The sequence below is a fragment of the Serratia quinivorans genome (genome assembly GCF_052113645.1).
Classification (GTDB): Bacteria; Pseudomonadota; Gammaproteobacteria; order Enterobacterales; family Enterobacteriaceae; genus Serratia; species Serratia quinivorans_B.
Genome location: NZ_JBIEIU010000015.1, coordinates 1 through 16791, shown reverse-complemented (window position 1 = coordinate 16791; position 16791 = coordinate 1). Strand labels below are relative to the sequence as shown.

Here is a 16791-nt window from a genome sequence, read left to right as displayed (position 1 = left end):
GATAAATCATTAACCCCTACTTTGTATCCGGTTTATTGGCGACAGAAATGATCGACCAACTGGCCCAGCAGCTTGCGCGTGGGTTCGATAAAGCCGGTATCGATGTATTCATCCGGCTGATGCGCCTGGTCGATCGAGCCGGGGCCAAGCACCAGCGTCGGACAGACCTGCTGGACGAACGGTGCCTCGGTACAGTAGTTGACCACCTGTGTGCGCGTGCCCAGCAGTTTCTCAATCACCGCCACCATTTGGTGATCGGTCGGGCACTCGTAGCCCGGTACCGAAGCATGCAGCTCCTCAATACTCAGGCGGCCCGGCCAGCGCTGGCTGACAGGCTCCAGCGTTTGATGCATCAGTTCGTTGATGTTGTCGAGCGTCATGCCCGGCAGCGGGCGGATATCCAGATGCAGCTCGCAGCAGGCGCAAATACGGTTGGCCGCATCGCCACCGCTGATATGGCCGAAGTTCATGGTTGGATAGGGCACGGCGAATGCCGGGTTGTTGTAGCGCTCCTGCAAGGTTTTGCGCAGTTCCATCAGGCGGCCGATGGTGTCATGCATCAAATCGATGGCGTTCACGCCGCGTGCCGGGTCGCTCGAATGGCCGGATTGGCCGACGATGCGGATGGCGTTGGCCATATGGCCTTTGTGCGCACGCACCGGCTGCAACGAGGTCGGCTCGCCGATAATGGCGAAGTCCGGGCGGATGCTGGTCGAGGCGGCAAAATAACGTGCACCGGCCATCGTCGTTTCTTCATCGGCGGTGGCCAGAATATACAGCGGCTTGGTCAGCTTGCTGGCATCGATGTCGCGCACCGCATCCAGAATAAAGGCAAAGAAACCTTTCATGTCGGCGGTGCCCAGACCGTACAGCTTATTGTCGTGTTCGGTCAGGGTGAAGGGATCGCGCGTCCAGCGGCCTTCATCATAAGGCACGGTGTCGGTGTGGCCCGCCAGCAGCAGGCCGCCGCTGCCTTCGCCGATGCTTGCCAGCAGGTTGAATTTGTTGCGACTGTCCGGCACCGGCTGCACGTCGACGCGGAAGCCCAAATCGGAAAACCAGCCGGCCAGCAAGTTGATTAACGCTTCATTACTCTGATCGAGGGCGCCATCGGTGGCGCTGATCGACGGAGTGGCGATCAACGCCCGGTACAGCTCAATAAATGGAGGTAATTTCATCTTCACTGTTGACAGCCTTTGGTTAGGTTGGTATCAATATTCATGCATTTATTGTGAATAAAAATACAGTAAGCTGGAGCGTAAGGGAACCCGATCCCCGGATGATTATAAAAACATCAACGCTCGACCTCGTGGGTGAACGGCAAAACAACGCTGGTGAGCCTGGAAACCTGAGTCGAAAACGACCTAACGCAAGTCAAGAAGGTGAAAGGCCCCATGTTGAATACGCTGATTGTCGGTGCCAGCGGTTATGCCGGAGCGGAGCTCACGGCGTACCTTAATCGTCACCCACACATGAACATAACCGCTTTAGCGGTTTCAGCGCAAAGTGCAGATGCAGGAAAATTGCTTTCCGATTTGCACCCTCAGTTAAAAGGCATCGTCGATTTGCCGTTACAACCGCTGGTTGACGTTGCCGCCGCTGCCGTTGGCATCGACGTGGTGTTCCTGGCCACGGCGCATGAGGTCAGCCACGATATCGCGCCGGCGTTCCTGGCCGCCGGTTGCGTGGTGTTCGACCTTTCCGGCGCATTCCGCGTGAAAGACACCGCTTTCTACAATCAGTACTACGGTTTTGAGCATCAGCATGCCGACTTGCTGGAGCAGGCGGTGTATGGCCTGGCGGAGTGGCAGAGCGAAAAAATCAAGCAGGCGCAGCTGATCGCCGTTCCAGGCTGCTACCCGACGGCTGCACAGTTGGCGCTGAAACCGCTGATCGACCAAGGCTTGCTGAACCTCGATCAGTGGCCGGTGATCAACGCCACCAGCGGCGTCAGCGGTGCGGGTCGCAAGGCCAGCGTCACCACCAGTTTCTGTGAGGTGAGCCTGCAGCCGTACGGGATTTTCAACCACCGTCATCATCCGGAAATCGTTGCGCATCTGGGCACGCCGGTCATTTTTACGCCACATTTGGGTAACTTCCCGCGTGGTATTCTCGAAACCATCACTTGCCGCCTTAAAGCCGGTGTGACCGCGCAGGACGTGGCCGCGGTTTATCACGCTGCCTATGACGACAAGCCGCTGGTGCGGCTGTACGACAAAGGTGTGCCGGCGCTGAAATCAGTGGTCGGATTGCCGTTTTGCGACATCGGCTTTGCCGTGCAGGGCGAACACCTGATCGCCGTGGCGGCGGAAGACAACCTGTTGAAAGGCGCAGCCGCTCAGGCGGTGCAATGCCTGAATATCCGTTTTGGGTTCCCGGAAACCCAGTCATTACTTTAATGAATCACCAGCGTGGGATGTAAACAGCGATGAACCCGTTAATTATCAAGTTAGGTGGCGTGTTATTAGACAGTGAAGAGGCGCTGGAGCGTTTGTTTACCGCGCTGGACAGCTATCGTCAGCAGCATCAGCGTCCACTGGTTATCGTCCACGGCGGCGGTTGCGTGGTGGATGAGCTGATGAAACAGCTTTCTCTGCCGGTGGTGAAGAAAAATGGCCTGCGTGTGACTCCGGCCGATCAGATCGACATTATCACCGGTGCACTGGCCGGTACCGCCAACAAAACCTTGCTGGCATGGGCGATCAAACACCAGATTAACGCTGTGGGCCTGAGCCTGGCGGACGGCGGCAGCGTCACCGTTACCCCGCTCGATCCGGCGCTTGGCCACGTTGGCAACGCGCAACCGGGTTCAGCGGCGCTGCTCAATACCCTGTTGGACGCCGGTTACCTGCCGGTGATCAGTTCTATCGGCATTACCGCCGACGGACAGTTAATGAATGTGAACGCCGATCAGGCGGCGACGGCTTTGGCCGCCACGCTGGGTGCGGATTTGATCCTGCTGTCGGATGTCAGTGGCATCCTCGACGGAAAAGGGCAGCGCATCGCAGAAATGACGGCGCAAAAAGCGGAACAACTGATTGCCCAGGGCATCATCACTGATGGTATGGTGGTGAAGGTGAATGCGGCGCTCGATGCGGCCCGCACCCTTGGTCGCCCGGTAGATATCGCCAGTTGGCGCCATGCCGATCAGCTTCCTGCTCTGTTTAACGGCGTGTCGATTGGCACCCGGATCCTCGCTTAAATTTAGAATTAAAAAGGAAAAGACCATGCAAAACCAAGGCATCAAAAAAATCGTTCTGGCGTACTCTGGCGGTCTGGATACTTCGGCCATCATTCCCTGGCTGAAAGAAAACTACGGCGGCTGCGAAGTGGTGGCGTTCGTGGCGGATATCGGCCAGGAGCGCAGCGATCTGGAAGGTGTGGAGCAAAAAGCCCTGCAATCCGGTGCCTCTGAGTGTCACGTGGTCGATCTGCGTGAAGAATTCATTCGTGATTATGTTTACCCGGTGCTGCAGACCGGTGCTCTGTATGAAGGCAGTTACCTGCTGGGCACCTCCATGGCGCGTCCGATTATCGCCAAGGCGCAGGTTGAGCTGGCGCTGAAAGTGGGGGCTGATGCGGTGTGCCACGGCGCAACCGGGAAAGGTAACGACCAGGTACGTTTCGAAACCACCTACACCGCATTGGCGCCGCACCTGAAAGTGGTTGCCCCTTGGCGTGAGTGGAACCTGCGTTCCCGTGAAGCGCTGCTGGATTACCTGAAAGAGCGCAATATCCCGACCACGGCGTCGCTGGAAAAAATCTACAGCCGTGACGAAAACGCCTGGCATATCTCTACCGAAGGCGGCGTGCTGGAAAGCCCGTGGAACGCCCCGAACAAAGACTGCTGGGTCTGGACCGTCGATCCGCAGGAAGCGCCGGATCAGCCGGAGCAAGTGACCATCACCGTAGAAAAAGGCTGTGTGGTGGCGGTTAACGGCGAAGCATTGAGCCCGTACAAATGTCTGGAAACCCTGAACGTGCTGGGCGCCAAACATGGCGTGGGCCGTATCGACATCGTGGAAAACCGTCTGGTGGGCATCAAATCCCGCGGTTGCTACGAAACCCCGGGCGGCACCATCATGGTGGCGGCACTGCGTGGCGTTGAGCAACTGGTTCTGGATCGCGACAGCTTCAAATGGCGTGAGCAACTGGGCCTGGAAATGTCTTACGTGGTCTACGATGGCCGCTGGTTCGCGCCACTGCGTCGTTCACTGCAGGCATCCGCTGAGGCACTGGCCGAAGAAGTGAATGGCGAAGTGGTACTGCAACTGTACAAAGGCCAGGTGACGGCAATTCAGAAGAAATCCGCCAACAGCCTGTACTCTGAAGAGTTCGCCACCTTCGGCGAAGACGAAGTTTACGATCACAGCCACGCGGGCGGCTTTATCCGCCTGTTCTCGCTCTCTTCACGCATTCGCGCGTTGAACGAGAAAAAGAACAAGTAACTTATTAACCATTCGGCGTGACTTGATAGGGGCGCAGCATGCTGCGCCCCTATTCGCATAAAATTTCAGGAGTAACGGTATGGCACTTTGGGGCGGACGGTTCAGTCAGGCGGCAGATCAGCGGTTCAAGCAGTTAAATGATTCTCTGCGCTTCGATTATCGCCTGGCGGAACAGGACATCGTGGGTTCAGTGGCCTGGTCGAAAGCACTGGTTACCGTCAACGTACTGACAGTCACCGAGCAGCAACAGCTTGAGCAGGCGCTGAGCGTGCTGTTGGAAGAGGTACAGGCCGATCCGCAGGCGATTGTCAGCAGCGATGCGGAAGATATTCACAGCTGGGTGGAGCAGAAGCTGATCGACAAGGTCGGCGATTTGGGCAAAAAGCTGCACACTGGCCGTAGCCGTAACGATCAGGTCGCGACCGACCTGAAATTGTGGTGCAAACAGCAAATTGGTGAACTGCATCAGGCCATCGTTCAGTTGCAACAGGCACTGGTGGAAACCGCCGAAGCCAATCAGGATGCGGTGATGCCGGGTTATACCCACCTGCAGCGTGCACAGCCGGTTACCTTTGCCCACTGGTGCCTGGCCTATGTGGAAATGCTGGCGCGTGACGAAAGTCGTCTGCAGGACACGTTGAAGCGTTTGGACGTCAGTCCGCTGGGCAGCGGCGCACTGGCCGGTACCGCTTATCCTATCGATCGCGAACAGTTGGCCGGTTGGCTGGGCTTTGCCTCGGCCACCCGTAACAGTCTGGACAGCGTTTCCGACCGTGACCATGTGCTGGAGCTGTTGTCCAATGCCTCCATCAGCATGGTGCACCTGTCGCGTTTTGCCGAAGACCTGATCTTCTTCAACAGCGGCGAAGCGGCTTTTGTCGATCTGTCTGATCGCGTGACTTCCGGCTCTTCGCTGATGCCGCAGAAGAAAAACCCGGATGCGCTGGAGCTGATCCGCGGTAAATGCGGCCGCGTGCAGGGTGCCCTGACCGGCATGATGATGACGCTGAAAGGTCTGCCGCTGGCGTACAACAAAGACATGCAGGAAGACAAGGAAGGGTTGTTCGACGCGTTGGACACCTGGATGGACTGCCTGCAGATGGCGGCGTTGGTACTGGATGGCATCCAGGTGAAGCGTCCACGTTGTAAAGAAGCGGCAGAGCAGGGTTATGCCAACTCGACCGAGCTGGCGGACTATCTGGTCGCCAAAGGCGTGCCGTTCCGTGAAGCGCACCATATCGTCGGTGAGGCGGTAGTGGAGGCGATCCGTCAGGGCAAAGCGTTGGAAGCCCTGCCGTTGACTGATTTGCAGAAGTTCAGTGCGATCATTGGCGACGATGTGTACCCGATTCTGGCGTTGCAATCTTGCCTGGATAAACGTTCGGCCAAGGGCGGCGTTTCTCCTCAGCAGGTCGCCAGCGCGATCGCCGCAGCGAAACAGCGTTTGGCTTAACTCAAAGTAAATAACAAGGATGTTTATGCATTATTTACCGTTAGTGCCTGTTTTTACTGATTTCTACATACGCAAGGCAGAGGCAAACAAAGTCTCTGCCGGATATGGAGAAATCAATGTACAAAAACAGAAAGCGTGGATTACGTCGTCATCACTATTATCGTCTAAAAAGTCATCGTAAAGATTACTACGGCGGAATAATTTATCCGGAGCTATCTACGGCGCAGGGAATTGCCCGTAGAGCAGGCAAGTTAGTTACTACAGCGCCTGATTGCAGTTGCTGGATGTGCGGAAATCCTCGTCGATACTTCCTCAGTGTTACTTTGCAGGAATTAAAGGCGAATGATAGTGAAGGTGATGGATGGAAAGAGTTAAACGCTGAGTTCGTTTGATTCTGACATGTATAAAGGGCGCAGTTCATATGCAGAACTGCGCCCTTTGTTTTTGGAAGAACTACTCGCCCGGACAGCGTTGGCAGCGTTCCGCCTCGGCTTTGCCCAGTTTGAGTTTTGTTTGCAGGTCGCGCAGCGCGGTGCGCAGGCCTTCTTCGATCACCGGGTGATAGAACGGCATGTCCAGCATCTGGTTGATGGTCATTTGCTGTTGGTGCGCCCAGGCCAGCAGGTGAGCGATATGCTCAACGTCCGGTCCCATCATTTCTGCGCCGAGGAAACGCCCGGTGCCTTGTTCGCCATAGACGTGCAGGATGCCTTTATTACGCAGCATCACCCGTGAACGCCCCTGATTTTCGAACGACACCTCACCGATTTCAAAACAGCCGCAGGCGCTGAATTTCTCGTTCAGCTCACGGAAGGTAGAGCCGACCATGGCGATCTGCGGATCGGAAAATACCACCGAGATCGCGCTGCGGCGCAGGCCCGGGGTGACTTCCGGGAAACTGCCGGCGTTGGTTCCGGCGATGCGCGCCTGATCGCTCGCTTCGTGCAGCAAAGGCAGTTGGTTGCTGGCGTCACCGGCGATAAAGATATGTGGCACGCTGGTTTGCATCGTCAGGCGATCGGCCTGCGGTACGCCTCTGGCGTCGAGCATCAGGCTGGTGTTCTCAAGGCCCAGGTTATCGACGTTCGCTCGACGGCCGGTGGCGGCCAGGACGTAATCCACCATGATCTCCTGCGGCAAGCCGTCCCGATCCTGATAGCGGATAAATACCTTGTCGCCTTCGCGCTGCATCATCTCGACTTTCACATCGGCATCAAGATAGAACTCTTCGCCCAAAGCCTTGGCGGCGTAGTTTCGCACGGTGCTGTCGGTTAACGGTCCGACGGCACCGCCCACGCCAAAGACTTTGGTTTCCACACCGAGTCGATGCAGCGCCTGACCCAGCTCCAGGCCAATCACACCGGGGCCAAATACCGCTACCGACTCTGGCAGGTCATCCCAATTGAAAACGTCATCATTGACGATCAACCGGTCGCCCAGCGCATTCCACGGTGCCGGCCAGCTTGGGCGGGAACCGGTGGCGATAACGATGCGTTGCGCCACTATGCGAGTGTGATCATCCACCTGCAGGGTATTGTCGTCGATGAAACTGGCGTAGCCCTGAATTTTGTCGGCGGCCGGGATCTCGTCGACGCCTTCCAATACAAAGCCGACAAAACGGTCGCGCTCGCGTTTAACGCGGTCCATGACCTCGCGGCCGTTAATGGTGGTTTTACCGGCGGGATACACGCCAAAGCCCGGTGCCCGCTCGATTTGATGCACCGCTTCGGCGGCGGCAATCAGTAATTTGGATGGCATGCAGCCAACGCGTGCACAGGTGGTGCCGTAAGCCCCGCCCTCGATCATCACCACGCTCGGGGTAGCAAGCTTGGCGGCGCGATAGGCGCCCAGACCGGCAGTGCCGCCGCCGATAACCGCGACGTCAACATTCAACTGTTTCATATCCGCTCCTGAAAGCTAAAAAAAGGGCGGGCCGGAGCCCGCCAAAAGTTCACGTTGGCTTTGTTATTACTTATAAATCAGGCTGACAGGAAAGTTTCCAGGTCATCGCTGCCGCCGATATGACGGCCACCGATAAACACCTGCGGTACGGTAGCGCGGCCGGTGACGGCACGCAGGCTGACGGTAGTGGCGTCCTGACCCAGCACGATCTCTTCATACTGGATGCCACGCTCCTGCAGCATTTGTTTGGCTTTGGCACAGAATGGGCAGCCCGGTTTGGTAAACAGGGAAACCGATTCCTGCACTTTGAATTCCGGTGCCAGGTATTTCAGCATGGTGTCGGCGTCAGACACTTCAAACGGGTCGCCCGGCTTGTTAGGCTCGACGAACATTTTCTCCACTACGCCGTTGCGCACCAGCATCGAGTAACGCCATGAGCGCGGGCCAAAGCCCAGATCCGCTTTCTCGACCAGCATGTTCATGCCTTTGGTGAACTCACCGTTGCCGTCCGGCACGAAGGTGATGTTTTCTGCATGTTGATCGGCTTTCCAGGCGTTCATCACGAAGGTATCGTTCACCGAGACGCACAAGATGCTGTCAACGCCGTGCTGTTTGAATACGCTGGACAGCTCGTTATAGCGCGGCAGATGGCTGGAAGAACAGGTTGGGGTGAACGCACCCGGCAGTGAAAATACGATGACGGTTTTATCTTTGAACAGATTGTCGGTGGTGACGTCAATCCATTGGTCGCCCTGACGGGTGTGGAAGGTAACTTGAGGAACTTTTTTGCCTTCTTGACTGGTAAACATGAATTAACCCCTTAATTAGGAAAAATAATTTTTAGCCGTTAGCGCTGTATCGCTTCGTTGGGTGACATTATTGACGTCGGGGCTTGATAGATCTAATCGCTCATTGCTATCTTATCTATCGCCACGAGCTATCGTGGTCTGGAGGGAAACAATGAGTATTCGTGATTTAGAGTACCTGGTCGCTTTGGCCGAGCATCGGCATTTCCGCCGTGCCGCCGATTCATGCCATGTGAGCCAACCCACACTCAGTGGGCAGATCCGCAAGCTGGAAGACGAGCTGGGTGTGATGCTGCTTGAACGCACCAGCCGCAAGGTGTTATTCACCCAGGCGGGCCTGTTGCTGGTGGAACAGGCGCGTACCGTGCTGCGCGAAGTCAAAGTTCTGAAAGAGATGGCCAGCCAGCAAGGTGAAGCCATGTCCGGGCCGCTGCATATCGGGCTGATCCCCACCGTCGGGCCTTATCTGCTGCCGCAGATCATTCCTACGCTGCACAAAACCTTTCCCAAGCTGGAAATGTACCTGCATGAAGCGCAGACCCAACAGCTGTTGGCGCAACTCGACAGCGGTAAACTGGACTGCGCCATTCTGGCGTTGGTGAAGGAAACGGAAGCCTTTATTGAAGTGCCGCTGTTTGACGAGCCGATGAAGTTGGCGGTGTACTCCGATCATCCATGGTCGCAGCGCGACCGTGTGGCGATGCCGGATCTGGCAGGGGAAAAGTTGTTGATGCTGGAAGACGGTCACTGTCTGCGCGATCAGGCGATGGGCTTTTGCTTCCAGGCCGGGGCCGACGAAGATACCCACTTCCGGGCGACCAGCCTGGAAACGCTGCGAAATATGGTTGCGGCGGGCAGTGGGATCACTCTGTTGCCTTCACTGGCGGTACCGCCGCAGCGTGAGCGTGACGGCGTATGCTACCTGGACTGTTTCAAACCTGAACCCAAGCGCACCATTGCGCTGGTGTACCGCCCCGGCTCCCCATTGCGCAGTCGTTATGAGCAATTGGCCGAGGCGATCCGCGAGCACATGCAAAGCTATATGGGCACCACGTTAAAACAGGCGGTTTAAGCCGTTCAGCGCTGCCACCCGGTAGGCTTCGGCCATGGTCGGATAGTTGAAGGTCGTATTAACGAAATATTCGATAGTATTGCCTTCACCTTTCTGTTCCATGATCGCCTGACCGATGTGGATGATCTCCGCCGCACGCTCACCGAAGCAGTGGATCCCAAGGATCTGCAGGGTGTCGCGATGGAACAGGATCTTCAGGCTGCCGACGTTCATCCCGGCAATTTGCGCGCGAGCCAGATGCTTGAACTGTGCGCGGCCCACTTCATACGGCACTTTCATCGCCGTCAGTTCCTGTTCGGTTTTACCGACGGAGCTGATTTCCGGAATGGTGTAGATACCGGTCGGGATGTCTTCAATCAGATGTCCGCTGGCTTCGCCGGAAGAAATCGCCTGCGCGGCAATGCGGCCCTGATCGTAGGCGGCAGATGCCAGGCTCGGATAACCAATCACGTCACCCACGGCATAAATGTGCGGCAGTGCGGTCTGGTACATGCTGTTCACTTTCAGCAGGCCACGGCTGTCTGACTCCAGGCCGACGTTCTCCAGCCCCAGCGAATCGGTATTACCGGTACGGCCGTTAGCGTACAGCAGGCAATCCGCTTTCACTTTCTTACCGGACTTCAGGTGAACAATCACACCGTCTTCGGTGCCTTCGATCTTCTCGAACTCTTCGTTGTGACGAATGACTACGCCGTTGTTCCAGAAGTGGTATGACAGCGAGTCCGACATTTCCTGATCGAGGAATGCCAGCAGGCGATCGCGGGTGTTGATCAGATCCACCTTCACGTTCAGACCGCGGAAGATAGAGGCATATTCACAACCGATGACCCCGGCACCATAAATGATGACGTGACGCGGTTCGTGGTTCAGTTCGAGAATGGAATCACTGTTATAAATACGCGGATGGTTAAAATCGACGCTCGACGGGTTGTAGGGGCGCGAGCCGCAGGCGATGACGATGTGATCGGCGCGGATGGTGTCCTGAGTGCCGTCCATATAGCTGACGCTGACGGTGTTGGCGTCGATAAAGCGCGCATCGCCGGCGAACAGTTTGCACTGATTGCGCTCATAGAACCCTTGACGCATCCGGGTCTGCTGATTAATGACGTTATCGGCGTGGCGTAAAATATCAGGGAATGTCGCGCTGAGCGTGCGTGAATTGTTATAAAGCGGGTTCTGGTTGAATTCGATAATGCGGCTAACGGCGTGGCGGAGGGCTTTGGAAGGGATGGTACCCCAATGAGTACATCCACCGCCTACGTTATTGTACCGTTCTATCACGGCCACGCGGGCGCCCTGTTTCACCAACCCCATAGCGGCACCTTCACCACCTGGGCCCGAGCCAATAACTATGGCATCAAATTGATAGTGCTGTTGCATAGGGGAGAGACCTGTCTTATACAAAATTACAACGGTATCTTAACATCATAGCGCTGAGTGCCCAATCACCATTAGGCTTTTTGAGGCAAAGCACAAAGGGTACAGGGCGAAACTGTGACAGGACGCGTTTGTATAAATGCTGTTGCAATAAAATTTGCTATATTGCCGGGTCTACGGCGTTAGACTGAGAAAATGGATCTTATCTGGATATGCATATGGGCGTCAGAGCACAACAAAAAGAACGGACTCGTCGTTCCCTCATCGAGGCGGCCTTCAGCCAGCTAAGCGCCGAACGCAGCTTTGCCAGCCTGAGCCTGCGCGAGGTTTCGCGTGAAGCGGGCATCGCACCGACGTCATTTTACCGCCACTTTCGTGACGTGGACGAACTTGGGTTAACCATGGTTGATGAAAGCGGTCTGATGCTGCGTCAACTGATGCGTCAGGCGCGTCAGCGTATTGCCAAGGGCGGCAGCGTGATCCGCACTTCTGTCTCCACCTTTATGGAGTTTATCGGCAATAATCCCAACGCCTTCCGCCTGTTGCTGCGTGAGCGCTCCGGCACCTCGGCGGCCTTTCGTGCGGCGGTGGCGCGTGAGATCCAACATTTTATCGCCGAATTGGCGGATTACCTCGAGCTGGAAAACCACATGCCGCGCAGTTTCACCGAAGCGCAGGCGGAAGCCATGGTCACCATCGTATTCAGCGCCGGTGCTGAAGCGCTGGACATCGATATAGATCAACGGCGTCGGCTCGAGGAACGTTTAGTGTTGCAACTGCGGATGATTTCCAAGGGCGCTTATTATTGGTATCGCCGCGAACAAGAAAAAACTTCCGTATCCCACGTATAAAGGTAGAAAGCGATGGAAAAACCAGGCCGTGAGAATGGCACCTTACTGCTGGCGTTGATTGCCGGCCTTTCAATCAACGGTTCGTTCGCCGCGCTGTTCAGCTCGGTGGTGCCGTTTTCGATTTTCCCGATCATTGCTTTGGTGTTGGCGGTTTATTGCCTGCATCAACGTTATCTGCACCGCGCGATGCCGGAAGGCATGCCGAAGCTGGCCGCTGCGAGTTTCCTGCTGGGGGTGCTGTTGTACAGCGCAATAGTCCGTGCTGAATACCCGCAGATTGGCTCTAACTTCTTGCCGGCGATTATTTCAGTGGTGCTGGTATTCTGGATTGGTATGAAGCTGAAGGCGCGCAAGGCGCTGGATGAGAATACCCCGGGGTAATGGGCAAAAGCAGGGGTACCGCGAGAAGGGCGCCCCTGTCTGATTAAACGCGTTTTTCCAACAGTACACCGCATTCCATATGATGGGTGTACGGGAACTGATCGAACAGTGCCAGACGGCTGACCTGATGAGTTTCCTGCAACGTCTCCAGATTGGCGCACAGCGTTTCCGGGTTGCATGAGATATACAAAATGCGCGGATAGGCCTGCACCATTTTCACCGTGTCATCATCCAGCCCGCTGCGCGGCGGATCGACGAAAATGGTTTCGCAGTTATAGCTGCTCAAATCGATCCCCTTCAACCGATTAAACTCGCGCACTCCATTCATCGCCTGGGTAAAGTCTTCCGCCGCCATGCGGATAATTTGTACGTTATCGATATGGTTGGCCGCAATGTTGTATTGCGCTGCCGCAACCGAAGGTTTGGCGATTTCGGTGGCCAGTACCCGTTCGAAATTACGTGCCAGCGCCAGCGAGAAGTTGCCGTTGCCGCAATACAGCTCCAGCAGATCGCCTTTAGAGCCGGCGGTGACGTCCAGCGCCCATTCCAACATCTGTATGTTCATCGCCGCATTCGGCTGGGTGAAGCTGTTTTCCACCTGGCGGTAAATCATGTCGCGGCCGGCGACCGGCAGGACTTCGTCGACGTAATCCTGATCCAGCATGATTTTCATCTTCGATGCGCGGCCAATCAGCTGCAGGTCAAAGCCCTGTGCGCGCAGGTCATCACGCAGCTTTTCGGCCTGTTGCTGCCAGGCGTCGTCCAGCTTGCGGTGGTACAGCAGCGAGGCGATGATTTTGCCGCTGCGGGTCGACAGATAATCAATCTGAAACAGCTTGCGACGAAGAATGGGGTCAGGCTTGATGGCGGCGATCAGTGCGCTCATCAGGCGGTTAATCAATTCGCTGGCGGCAGGAAACTGCTCGACGCGGATGCGTTGCTTGGTCTGCTGGTCAAACATGATGTGGTACATCTCATCTTCATCATGCCAGATGCGGAATTCGGCGCGCATGCGGTAGTGCTCGACTTGCGAGCGGAACACTTCCGGCTCGGGTGCCGTGAACGGTGACATCAGCGTCTTCAGCCGGGCAGTTTTCTCCGCCAGTTGGTCATCGTAACGTTCAATGGGCAATTTCTCGGGCGTCATGTTTCTTCTCGTCAGGCAAATTTGATCAGCGGGGATTGTAGGGAATCAGCCCGTGAAGTCCAGTTTTGTCGTGTTTATTATTTGTAACATTGATGGCAGTCTAGACATCTATTTACATTGATCGTAGCATTGCCGTCCGGCCTCAAGCAGCGAGTGAAAAGGGAATCCGGTGTGAATCCGGAGCTGACGCGCAGCGGTAAGGGGAAGTCACGGCGATAGCGTTTTACGCAGACACTGTCCATTGCAGGACGGGAAGTCATCGCCCGGTGCAGGTAGCTCAGAGGCCACTCGCAACTCCCAAGCCCGAAGACCTGCCGGTGTTACGTCGCAATGTGCGTGGCCGTCGCGAAATACCGGCCATGATCCTGCGGCATCCGCCAATTAAGTTTGGATGCTTTTTCATGACAATTACAAAAAATACGCTGCTGGCGGTGGTTTCTTCCGTCACGGCTTTTTCTGGATGGGCGCAAGACAACACCACAGCCAATAACAGCGATAACCTGGTGGTTTCCGCCAATCGCTTCCCGCAGCCGGTTTCTTCCGTACTGGCTCCTACTTCTGTCGTTACCCGGGATGAAATCGACCGTTGGCAGGCAAAAAGCCTGACCGATGTGATGCGTCGCCTGCCGGGCGTAGATGTGTCACAAAACGGTGGCCTGGGGCAAGCCAGCTCGTTGTTCATTCGTGGCACCAATTCCAGCCATGTGCTGGTGCTGATTGACGGCATCCGACTTAACCAGGCTGGCGTCAGTGGTTCTTCCGATCTCAGCCAGATCCCGATCTCGCTGGTGCAGAAAATTGAATTTATCCGTGGGCCACGCTCGGCTGTTTATGGCTCCGATGCCATCGGCGGCGTGGTCAACATTATTACTACCCGCGAAAAGAACGGCACTACGCTTTCCGCCGGCATGGGGTCAAACGGCTATCAGGCCTATGACGCGTCTACCCAGCAGCAACTGGGCGACAATACGGTGGCGACAGTTGCCGGTAACTACACCTATACCAAAGGCTATGATGTGGTGGCGAACCTGCCAGACAGCTTTGGCAACCCGGCGCAATCCGATCGCGACGGTTTCATGAGCAAGTCTCTGTATGGCGGTATAGATCATAAGTTTAACGATGCGTTCAGCGGTTTTGTTCGAGGGTACGGTTATGACAACCGCACGGCTTATGATGGCAATTACAGCTATTCCGACTCGGCACATTTAGATGCATTGCCCGATACCCGTCAGCTCTATAGTCAAAGCTGGGATAGCGGCCTGCGTTATCAGGACGGTATTTATGCCACTCAACTGATTGCCAGTTACAGCCACAGCAAAGACTATAACTATGATCCTAAGTATGGTCCTTATTCTGCTTCCGCAACTTTGGATGACTCCACACAATACAATGTGCAATGGGGCAATACGTTCCAGGTTGCCAACGGCAATATCAGCACGGGCGTTGATTGGCAGGATCAAAAAATTGAGCCGGGCACGGCTTATATTACTGATAGCAAGAGCCAGCGTAACACCGGGCTTTATCTGACGGCGCAGCAACAAATTGATGACTTTACCCTGGAAGGGGCGATTCGTGGTGACGATAACTCGCAATTTGGCTGGCATGGCACTTGGCAAACCAGCGCCGCATGGGAATTTGTTGAGGGCTATCGTGCCATCGCTTCTTATGGCACTGCGTTTAAAGCACCGAATCTTGGGCAACAATACGGTAGCTTCGGTGGTAACGCGGATTTGAAGCCCGAAGAAAGTAAACAGTGGGAAGGCGGCTTTGAAGGTTTGACTGGGCCGGTGACTTGGCGTGTTACGGGTTATCGTAACGATATAGACAACCTGATCAGTTATGCATCAAGCGGTTCCGGGTCTGCTTATTACAACGTTAATAAGGCAACCATTAAAGGTGTCGAAGCTACAGCTTCCTTTGATACCGGGCCGTTGACCCATCAAATTGGTTATGACTATGTTGACCCACGCAATGCCAAAACCAACGAGGTTCTACTGCGTCGTGCCAAGCAACAGGTGAAATATGAACTGGACTGGCAAGTCTATGACTTCGATTGGGCCGTAACCTACCAGTATTTGGGGGAACGTTACGATGGCGACTACAGTGGTTACACCACGCGTACCGTCAAACTCGGCGGGGTTAGCCTGTGGGATCTCGCAGTTTCGTATCCGGTCACATCTCATCTGACAGTTCGTGGTAGAATCGCCAACCTGTTTGATAAAGATTATGAGACGGCTTATGGCTACGCTACTCCAGGAAGAGAATACTACCTCACTGGAAGCTATACCTTCTAACACCCCTGCGACGGCCCGCCCGACGGTGCTGGTATTTGATTCCGGCGTCGGCGGGTTATCGGTGTATCAAGAGGTTCGGCAACTGCTGCCGGACCTCCACTATATATACGCCTTCGATAATGTGGCGTTTCCCTACGGTGAGAAATCCGAAGAGTTTATTGTCGAGCGCGTGCTGGAGATTGTCGGCGCGGTGCAGAAACGGCATCCTCTGGCGATTGTCATCATCGCCTGTAACACCGCCAGCACCGTATCCTTGCCCGCTCTGCGCGAACGCTTTACCTTCCCGGTCGTGGGCGTTGTGCCTGCCATCAAGCCTGCCGCCCGACTGACCGCCAATGGCGTCGTGGGTCTGCTGGCTACCCGCGGTACCGTACAGCGCACCTACACCCATGAGTTGATTGCCCGTTTCGCTACCGATTGCAAGATCGAGCTATTGGGGTCTTCAGAGCTGGTGGAGCTGGCAGAAGCCAAGCTGCACGGCGAAGCCGTACCGCTGCCGACGCTGAAGAAGATCCTCCATCCATGGCTGAGCATGCGCGAGCCGCCGGATACCGTAGTGCTAGGTTGTACCCACTTCCCTTTATTAGCAGAAGAGTTAATGCAGGTGTTGCCTGAGGGAACCCGACTGATCGATTCCGGTGCGGCTATTGCCCGTCGTACTGCCTGGCTGATTTCGACGCAGGAAAATCTGGTGTCGACGCAGGAAGAGAATCTGGCGTATTGCATGGCGTTAAATGAAGACACTGATGCTTTATTGCCCGTTCTACAGGGATATGGCTTTAAATCGTTGAAAAAACTGCCTCTTTAAGGCGGTTTTGGTCAAATGTTCAACGGTCGGAAAAAATATTGAAATTAGGGGTTGCGGCCTTCTGAGAACTCCCTATAATGCGCCTCCACTGACCGGGAACAATGACTCCTCTAACGAGAACCAGTCGCCCAGCCAGGAAGAAGCAAGCCGGTGAAAACACCGTTTCTTAATAAGAAAAAAGCTTGACTCTTCAGCGGGAAAGCGTAATATGCACCTCCCGCGTTACCGAGAGTTATCTCAGTAACGAACGCT

15 protein-coding genes and 1 riboswitch are annotated in these 16791 nt (G+C 55.5%); of the genes, 10 read left to right on the top strand and 5 right to left on the bottom strand.

Features of this window, described 5'->3' with window-relative positions; genetic code table 11:
- Positions 1 to 32: 32 nt before the first annotated feature.
- Positions 33 to 1178: an acetylornithine deacetylase gene (gene argE, locus ACGS9J_RS22195; protein WP_442232905.1), complete on the bottom strand. Its 1146-nt coding sequence runs from the start codon at positions 1176 to 1178 to the stop codon at positions 33 to 35.
- 216 nt (positions 1179 to 1394) lie between these two features.
- Between argE and argC the strand changes: the two genes are divergently transcribed.
- The 5 genes from argC to ACGS9J_RS22170 all read left to right on the top strand — a co-directional run bounded on the left by argC (position 1395) and on the right by ACGS9J_RS22170 (position 6293).
- Entirely contained in the window at positions 1395 to 2399 is a 1005-nt protein-coding gene (gene argC / locus ACGS9J_RS22190) for an N-acetyl-gamma-glutamyl-phosphate reductase (protein ID WP_442232904.1), read from the top strand.
- Positions 2400 to 2428: 29 nt separating this feature from the next.
- Positions 2429 to 3202 carry an acetylglutamate kinase gene (gene argB / locus ACGS9J_RS22185; RefSeq protein ID WP_442232903.1) on the top strand — a complete coding sequence of 258 codons (774 nt, stop codon included), beginning with the start codon at positions 2429 to 2431 and terminating at the stop codon, positions 3200 to 3202.
- A gap of 25 nt (positions 3203 to 3227) precedes the next feature.
- Entirely contained in the window at positions 3228 to 4448 is a 1221-nt protein-coding gene (locus tag ACGS9J_RS22180; protein ID WP_442232902.1) for an argininosuccinate synthase, read from the top strand.
- Positions 4449 to 4527: 79 nt separating this feature from the next.
- Complete coding sequence (argH, locus tag ACGS9J_RS22175) at positions 4528 to 5901, top strand: argininosuccinate lyase (RefSeq protein ID WP_442232901.1); 1374 nt, start codon at positions 4528 to 4530, stop codon at positions 5899 to 5901.
- A 116-nt stretch (positions 5902 to 6017) separates the two neighbouring features.
- Positions 6018 to 6293, top strand: a complete 276-nt coding sequence (locus ACGS9J_RS22170; protein WP_442232900.1) for a hypothetical protein — start codon at positions 6018 to 6020, stop codon at positions 6291 to 6293.
- A 61-nt stretch (positions 6294 to 6354) separates the two neighbouring features.
- Here ACGS9J_RS22170 and ACGS9J_RS22165 read toward each other — a convergent pair whose 3' ends face one another.
- Both ACGS9J_RS22165 and ACGS9J_RS22160 read right to left on the bottom strand, forming a co-directional pair.
- Complete coding sequence (locus tag ACGS9J_RS22165; protein ID WP_442232899.1) at positions 6355 to 7803, bottom strand: dihydrolipoyl dehydrogenase; 1449 nt, start codon at positions 7801 to 7803, stop codon at positions 6355 to 6357.
- A 77-nt stretch (positions 7804 to 7880) separates the two neighbouring features.
- Positions 7881 to 8612, bottom strand: coding sequence for a glutathione peroxidase (locus ACGS9J_RS22160; protein WP_442232898.1), 732 nt, complete (start codon positions 8610 to 8612; stop codon positions 7881 to 7883).
- 151 nt (positions 8613 to 8763) lie between these two features.
- On the opposite strand from ACGS9J_RS22160, the gene oxyR reads away from it, so the two are divergent.
- Complete coding sequence (gene oxyR / locus ACGS9J_RS22155; RefSeq protein ID WP_442232897.1) at positions 8764 to 9681, top strand: DNA-binding transcriptional regulator OxyR; 918 nt, start codon at positions 8764 to 8766, stop codon at positions 9679 to 9681.
- On the opposite strand, the gene sthA is transcribed toward oxyR, so the two are convergent.
- The gene (gene sthA / locus ACGS9J_RS22150; RefSeq protein ID WP_020837515.1) at positions 9664 to 11061 is read right to left on the bottom strand and encodes a Si-specific NAD(P)(+) transhydrogenase; all 1398 of its coding nucleotides are present in this window, start codon (positions 11059 to 11061) and stop codon (positions 9664 to 9666) included. The two genes, oxyR and sthA, sit on opposite strands and share 18 nt — an antisense overlap.
- Positions 11062 to 11276: 215 nt before the next feature.
- On the opposite strand from sthA, the gene fabR reads away from it, so the two are divergent.
- Together fabR and ACGS9J_RS22140 are read left to right on the top strand one after the other, a co-directional pair.
- Positions 11277 to 11909, top strand: a complete 633-nt coding sequence (gene fabR / locus ACGS9J_RS22145; RefSeq protein WP_020837514.1) for an HTH-type transcriptional repressor FabR — start codon at positions 11277 to 11279, stop codon at positions 11907 to 11909.
- Positions 11910 to 11921: 12 nt separating this feature from the next.
- A complete protein-coding gene (locus ACGS9J_RS22140) occupies positions 11922 to 12290 on the top strand; it encodes a YijD family membrane protein (protein WP_442232896.1) in 369 nt (122 codons plus the stop codon).
- 43 nt (positions 12291 to 12333) lie between these two features.
- On the opposite strand, the gene trmA is transcribed toward ACGS9J_RS22140, so the two are convergent.
- Positions 12334 to 13437, bottom strand: coding sequence for a tRNA (uridine(54)-C5)-methyltransferase TrmA (gene trmA, locus ACGS9J_RS22135; RefSeq protein WP_442232895.1), 1104 nt, complete (start codon positions 13435 to 13437; stop codon positions 12334 to 12336).
- Positions 13438 to 13550: 113 nt separating this feature from the next.
- Positions 13551 to 13770: riboswitch (cobalamin riboswitch) on the top strand.
- Between the two features lie 68 nt (positions 13771 to 13838).
- On the opposite strand from trmA, the gene btuB reads away from it, so the two are divergent.
- Together btuB and murI are read left to right on the top strand one after the other, a co-directional pair.
- On the top strand, positions 13839 to 15731 hold the full coding sequence (btuB, locus tag ACGS9J_RS22130; RefSeq protein WP_442232958.1) for a TonB-dependent vitamin B12 receptor BtuB: 1893 nt from the start codon (positions 13839 to 13841) through the stop codon (positions 15729 to 15731).
- Positions 15676 to 16539: a glutamate racemase gene (gene murI / locus ACGS9J_RS22125; RefSeq protein ID WP_442232894.1), complete on the top strand. Its 864-nt coding sequence runs from the start codon at positions 15676 to 15678 to the stop codon at positions 16537 to 16539. The genes btuB and murI overlap by 56 nt, the downstream gene beginning before the upstream one ends.
- The last annotated feature ends 252 nt before the right edge of the window (positions 16540 to 16791 follow it).

Coding starts and splice junctions, on each gene's coding strand:
- ACGS9J_RS22140 (WP_442232896.1), top strand. CDS start 11,922: ATGGAAAAACCAGGCCGTGAGAATGGCACCTTACTGCTGGCGTTGATT.
- argE (WP_442232905.1), bottom strand. CDS start 1,178: ATGAAATTACCTCCATTTATTGAGCTGTACCGGGCGTTGATCGCCACT.
- argB (WP_442232903.1), top strand. CDS start 2,429: ATGAACCCGTTAATTATCAAGTTAGGTGGCGTGTTATTAGACAGTGAA.
- murI (WP_442232894.1), top strand. CDS start 15,676: ATGGCTACGCTACTCCAGGAAGAGAATACTACCTCACTGGAAGCTATA.
- ACGS9J_RS22170 (WP_442232900.1), top strand. CDS start 6,018: ATGTACAAAAACAGAAAGCGTGGATTACGTCGTCATCACTATTATCGT.
- argH (WP_442232901.1), top strand. CDS start 4,528: ATGGCACTTTGGGGCGGACGGTTCAGTCAGGCGGCAGATCAGCGGTTC.
- oxyR (WP_442232897.1), top strand. CDS start 8,764: ATGAGTATTCGTGATTTAGAGTACCTGGTCGCTTTGGCCGAGCATCGG.
- ACGS9J_RS22180 (WP_442232902.1), top strand. CDS start 3,228: ATGCAAAACCAAGGCATCAAAAAAATCGTTCTGGCGTACTCTGGCGGT.
- btuB (WP_442232958.1), top strand. CDS start 13,839: ATGACAATTACAAAAAATACGCTGCTGGCGGTGGTTTCTTCCGTCACG.
- sthA (WP_020837515.1), bottom strand. CDS start 11,061: ATGCAACAGCACTATCAATTTGATGCCATAGTTATTGGCTCGGGCCCA.
- argC (WP_442232904.1), top strand. CDS start 1,395: ATGTTGAATACGCTGATTGTCGGTGCCAGCGGTTATGCCGGAGCGGAG.
- trmA (WP_442232895.1), bottom strand. CDS start 13,437: ATGACGCCCGAGAAATTGCCCATTGAACGTTACGATGACCAACTGGCG.
- fabR (WP_020837514.1), top strand. CDS start 11,277: ATGGGCGTCAGAGCACAACAAAAAGAACGGACTCGTCGTTCCCTCATC.
- ACGS9J_RS22165 (WP_442232899.1), bottom strand. CDS start 7,803: ATGAAACAGTTGAATGTTGACGTCGCGGTTATCGGCGGCGGCACTGCC.
- ACGS9J_RS22160 (WP_442232898.1), bottom strand. CDS start 8,612: ATGTTTACCAGTCAAGAAGGCAAAAAAGTTCCTCAAGTTACCTTCCAC.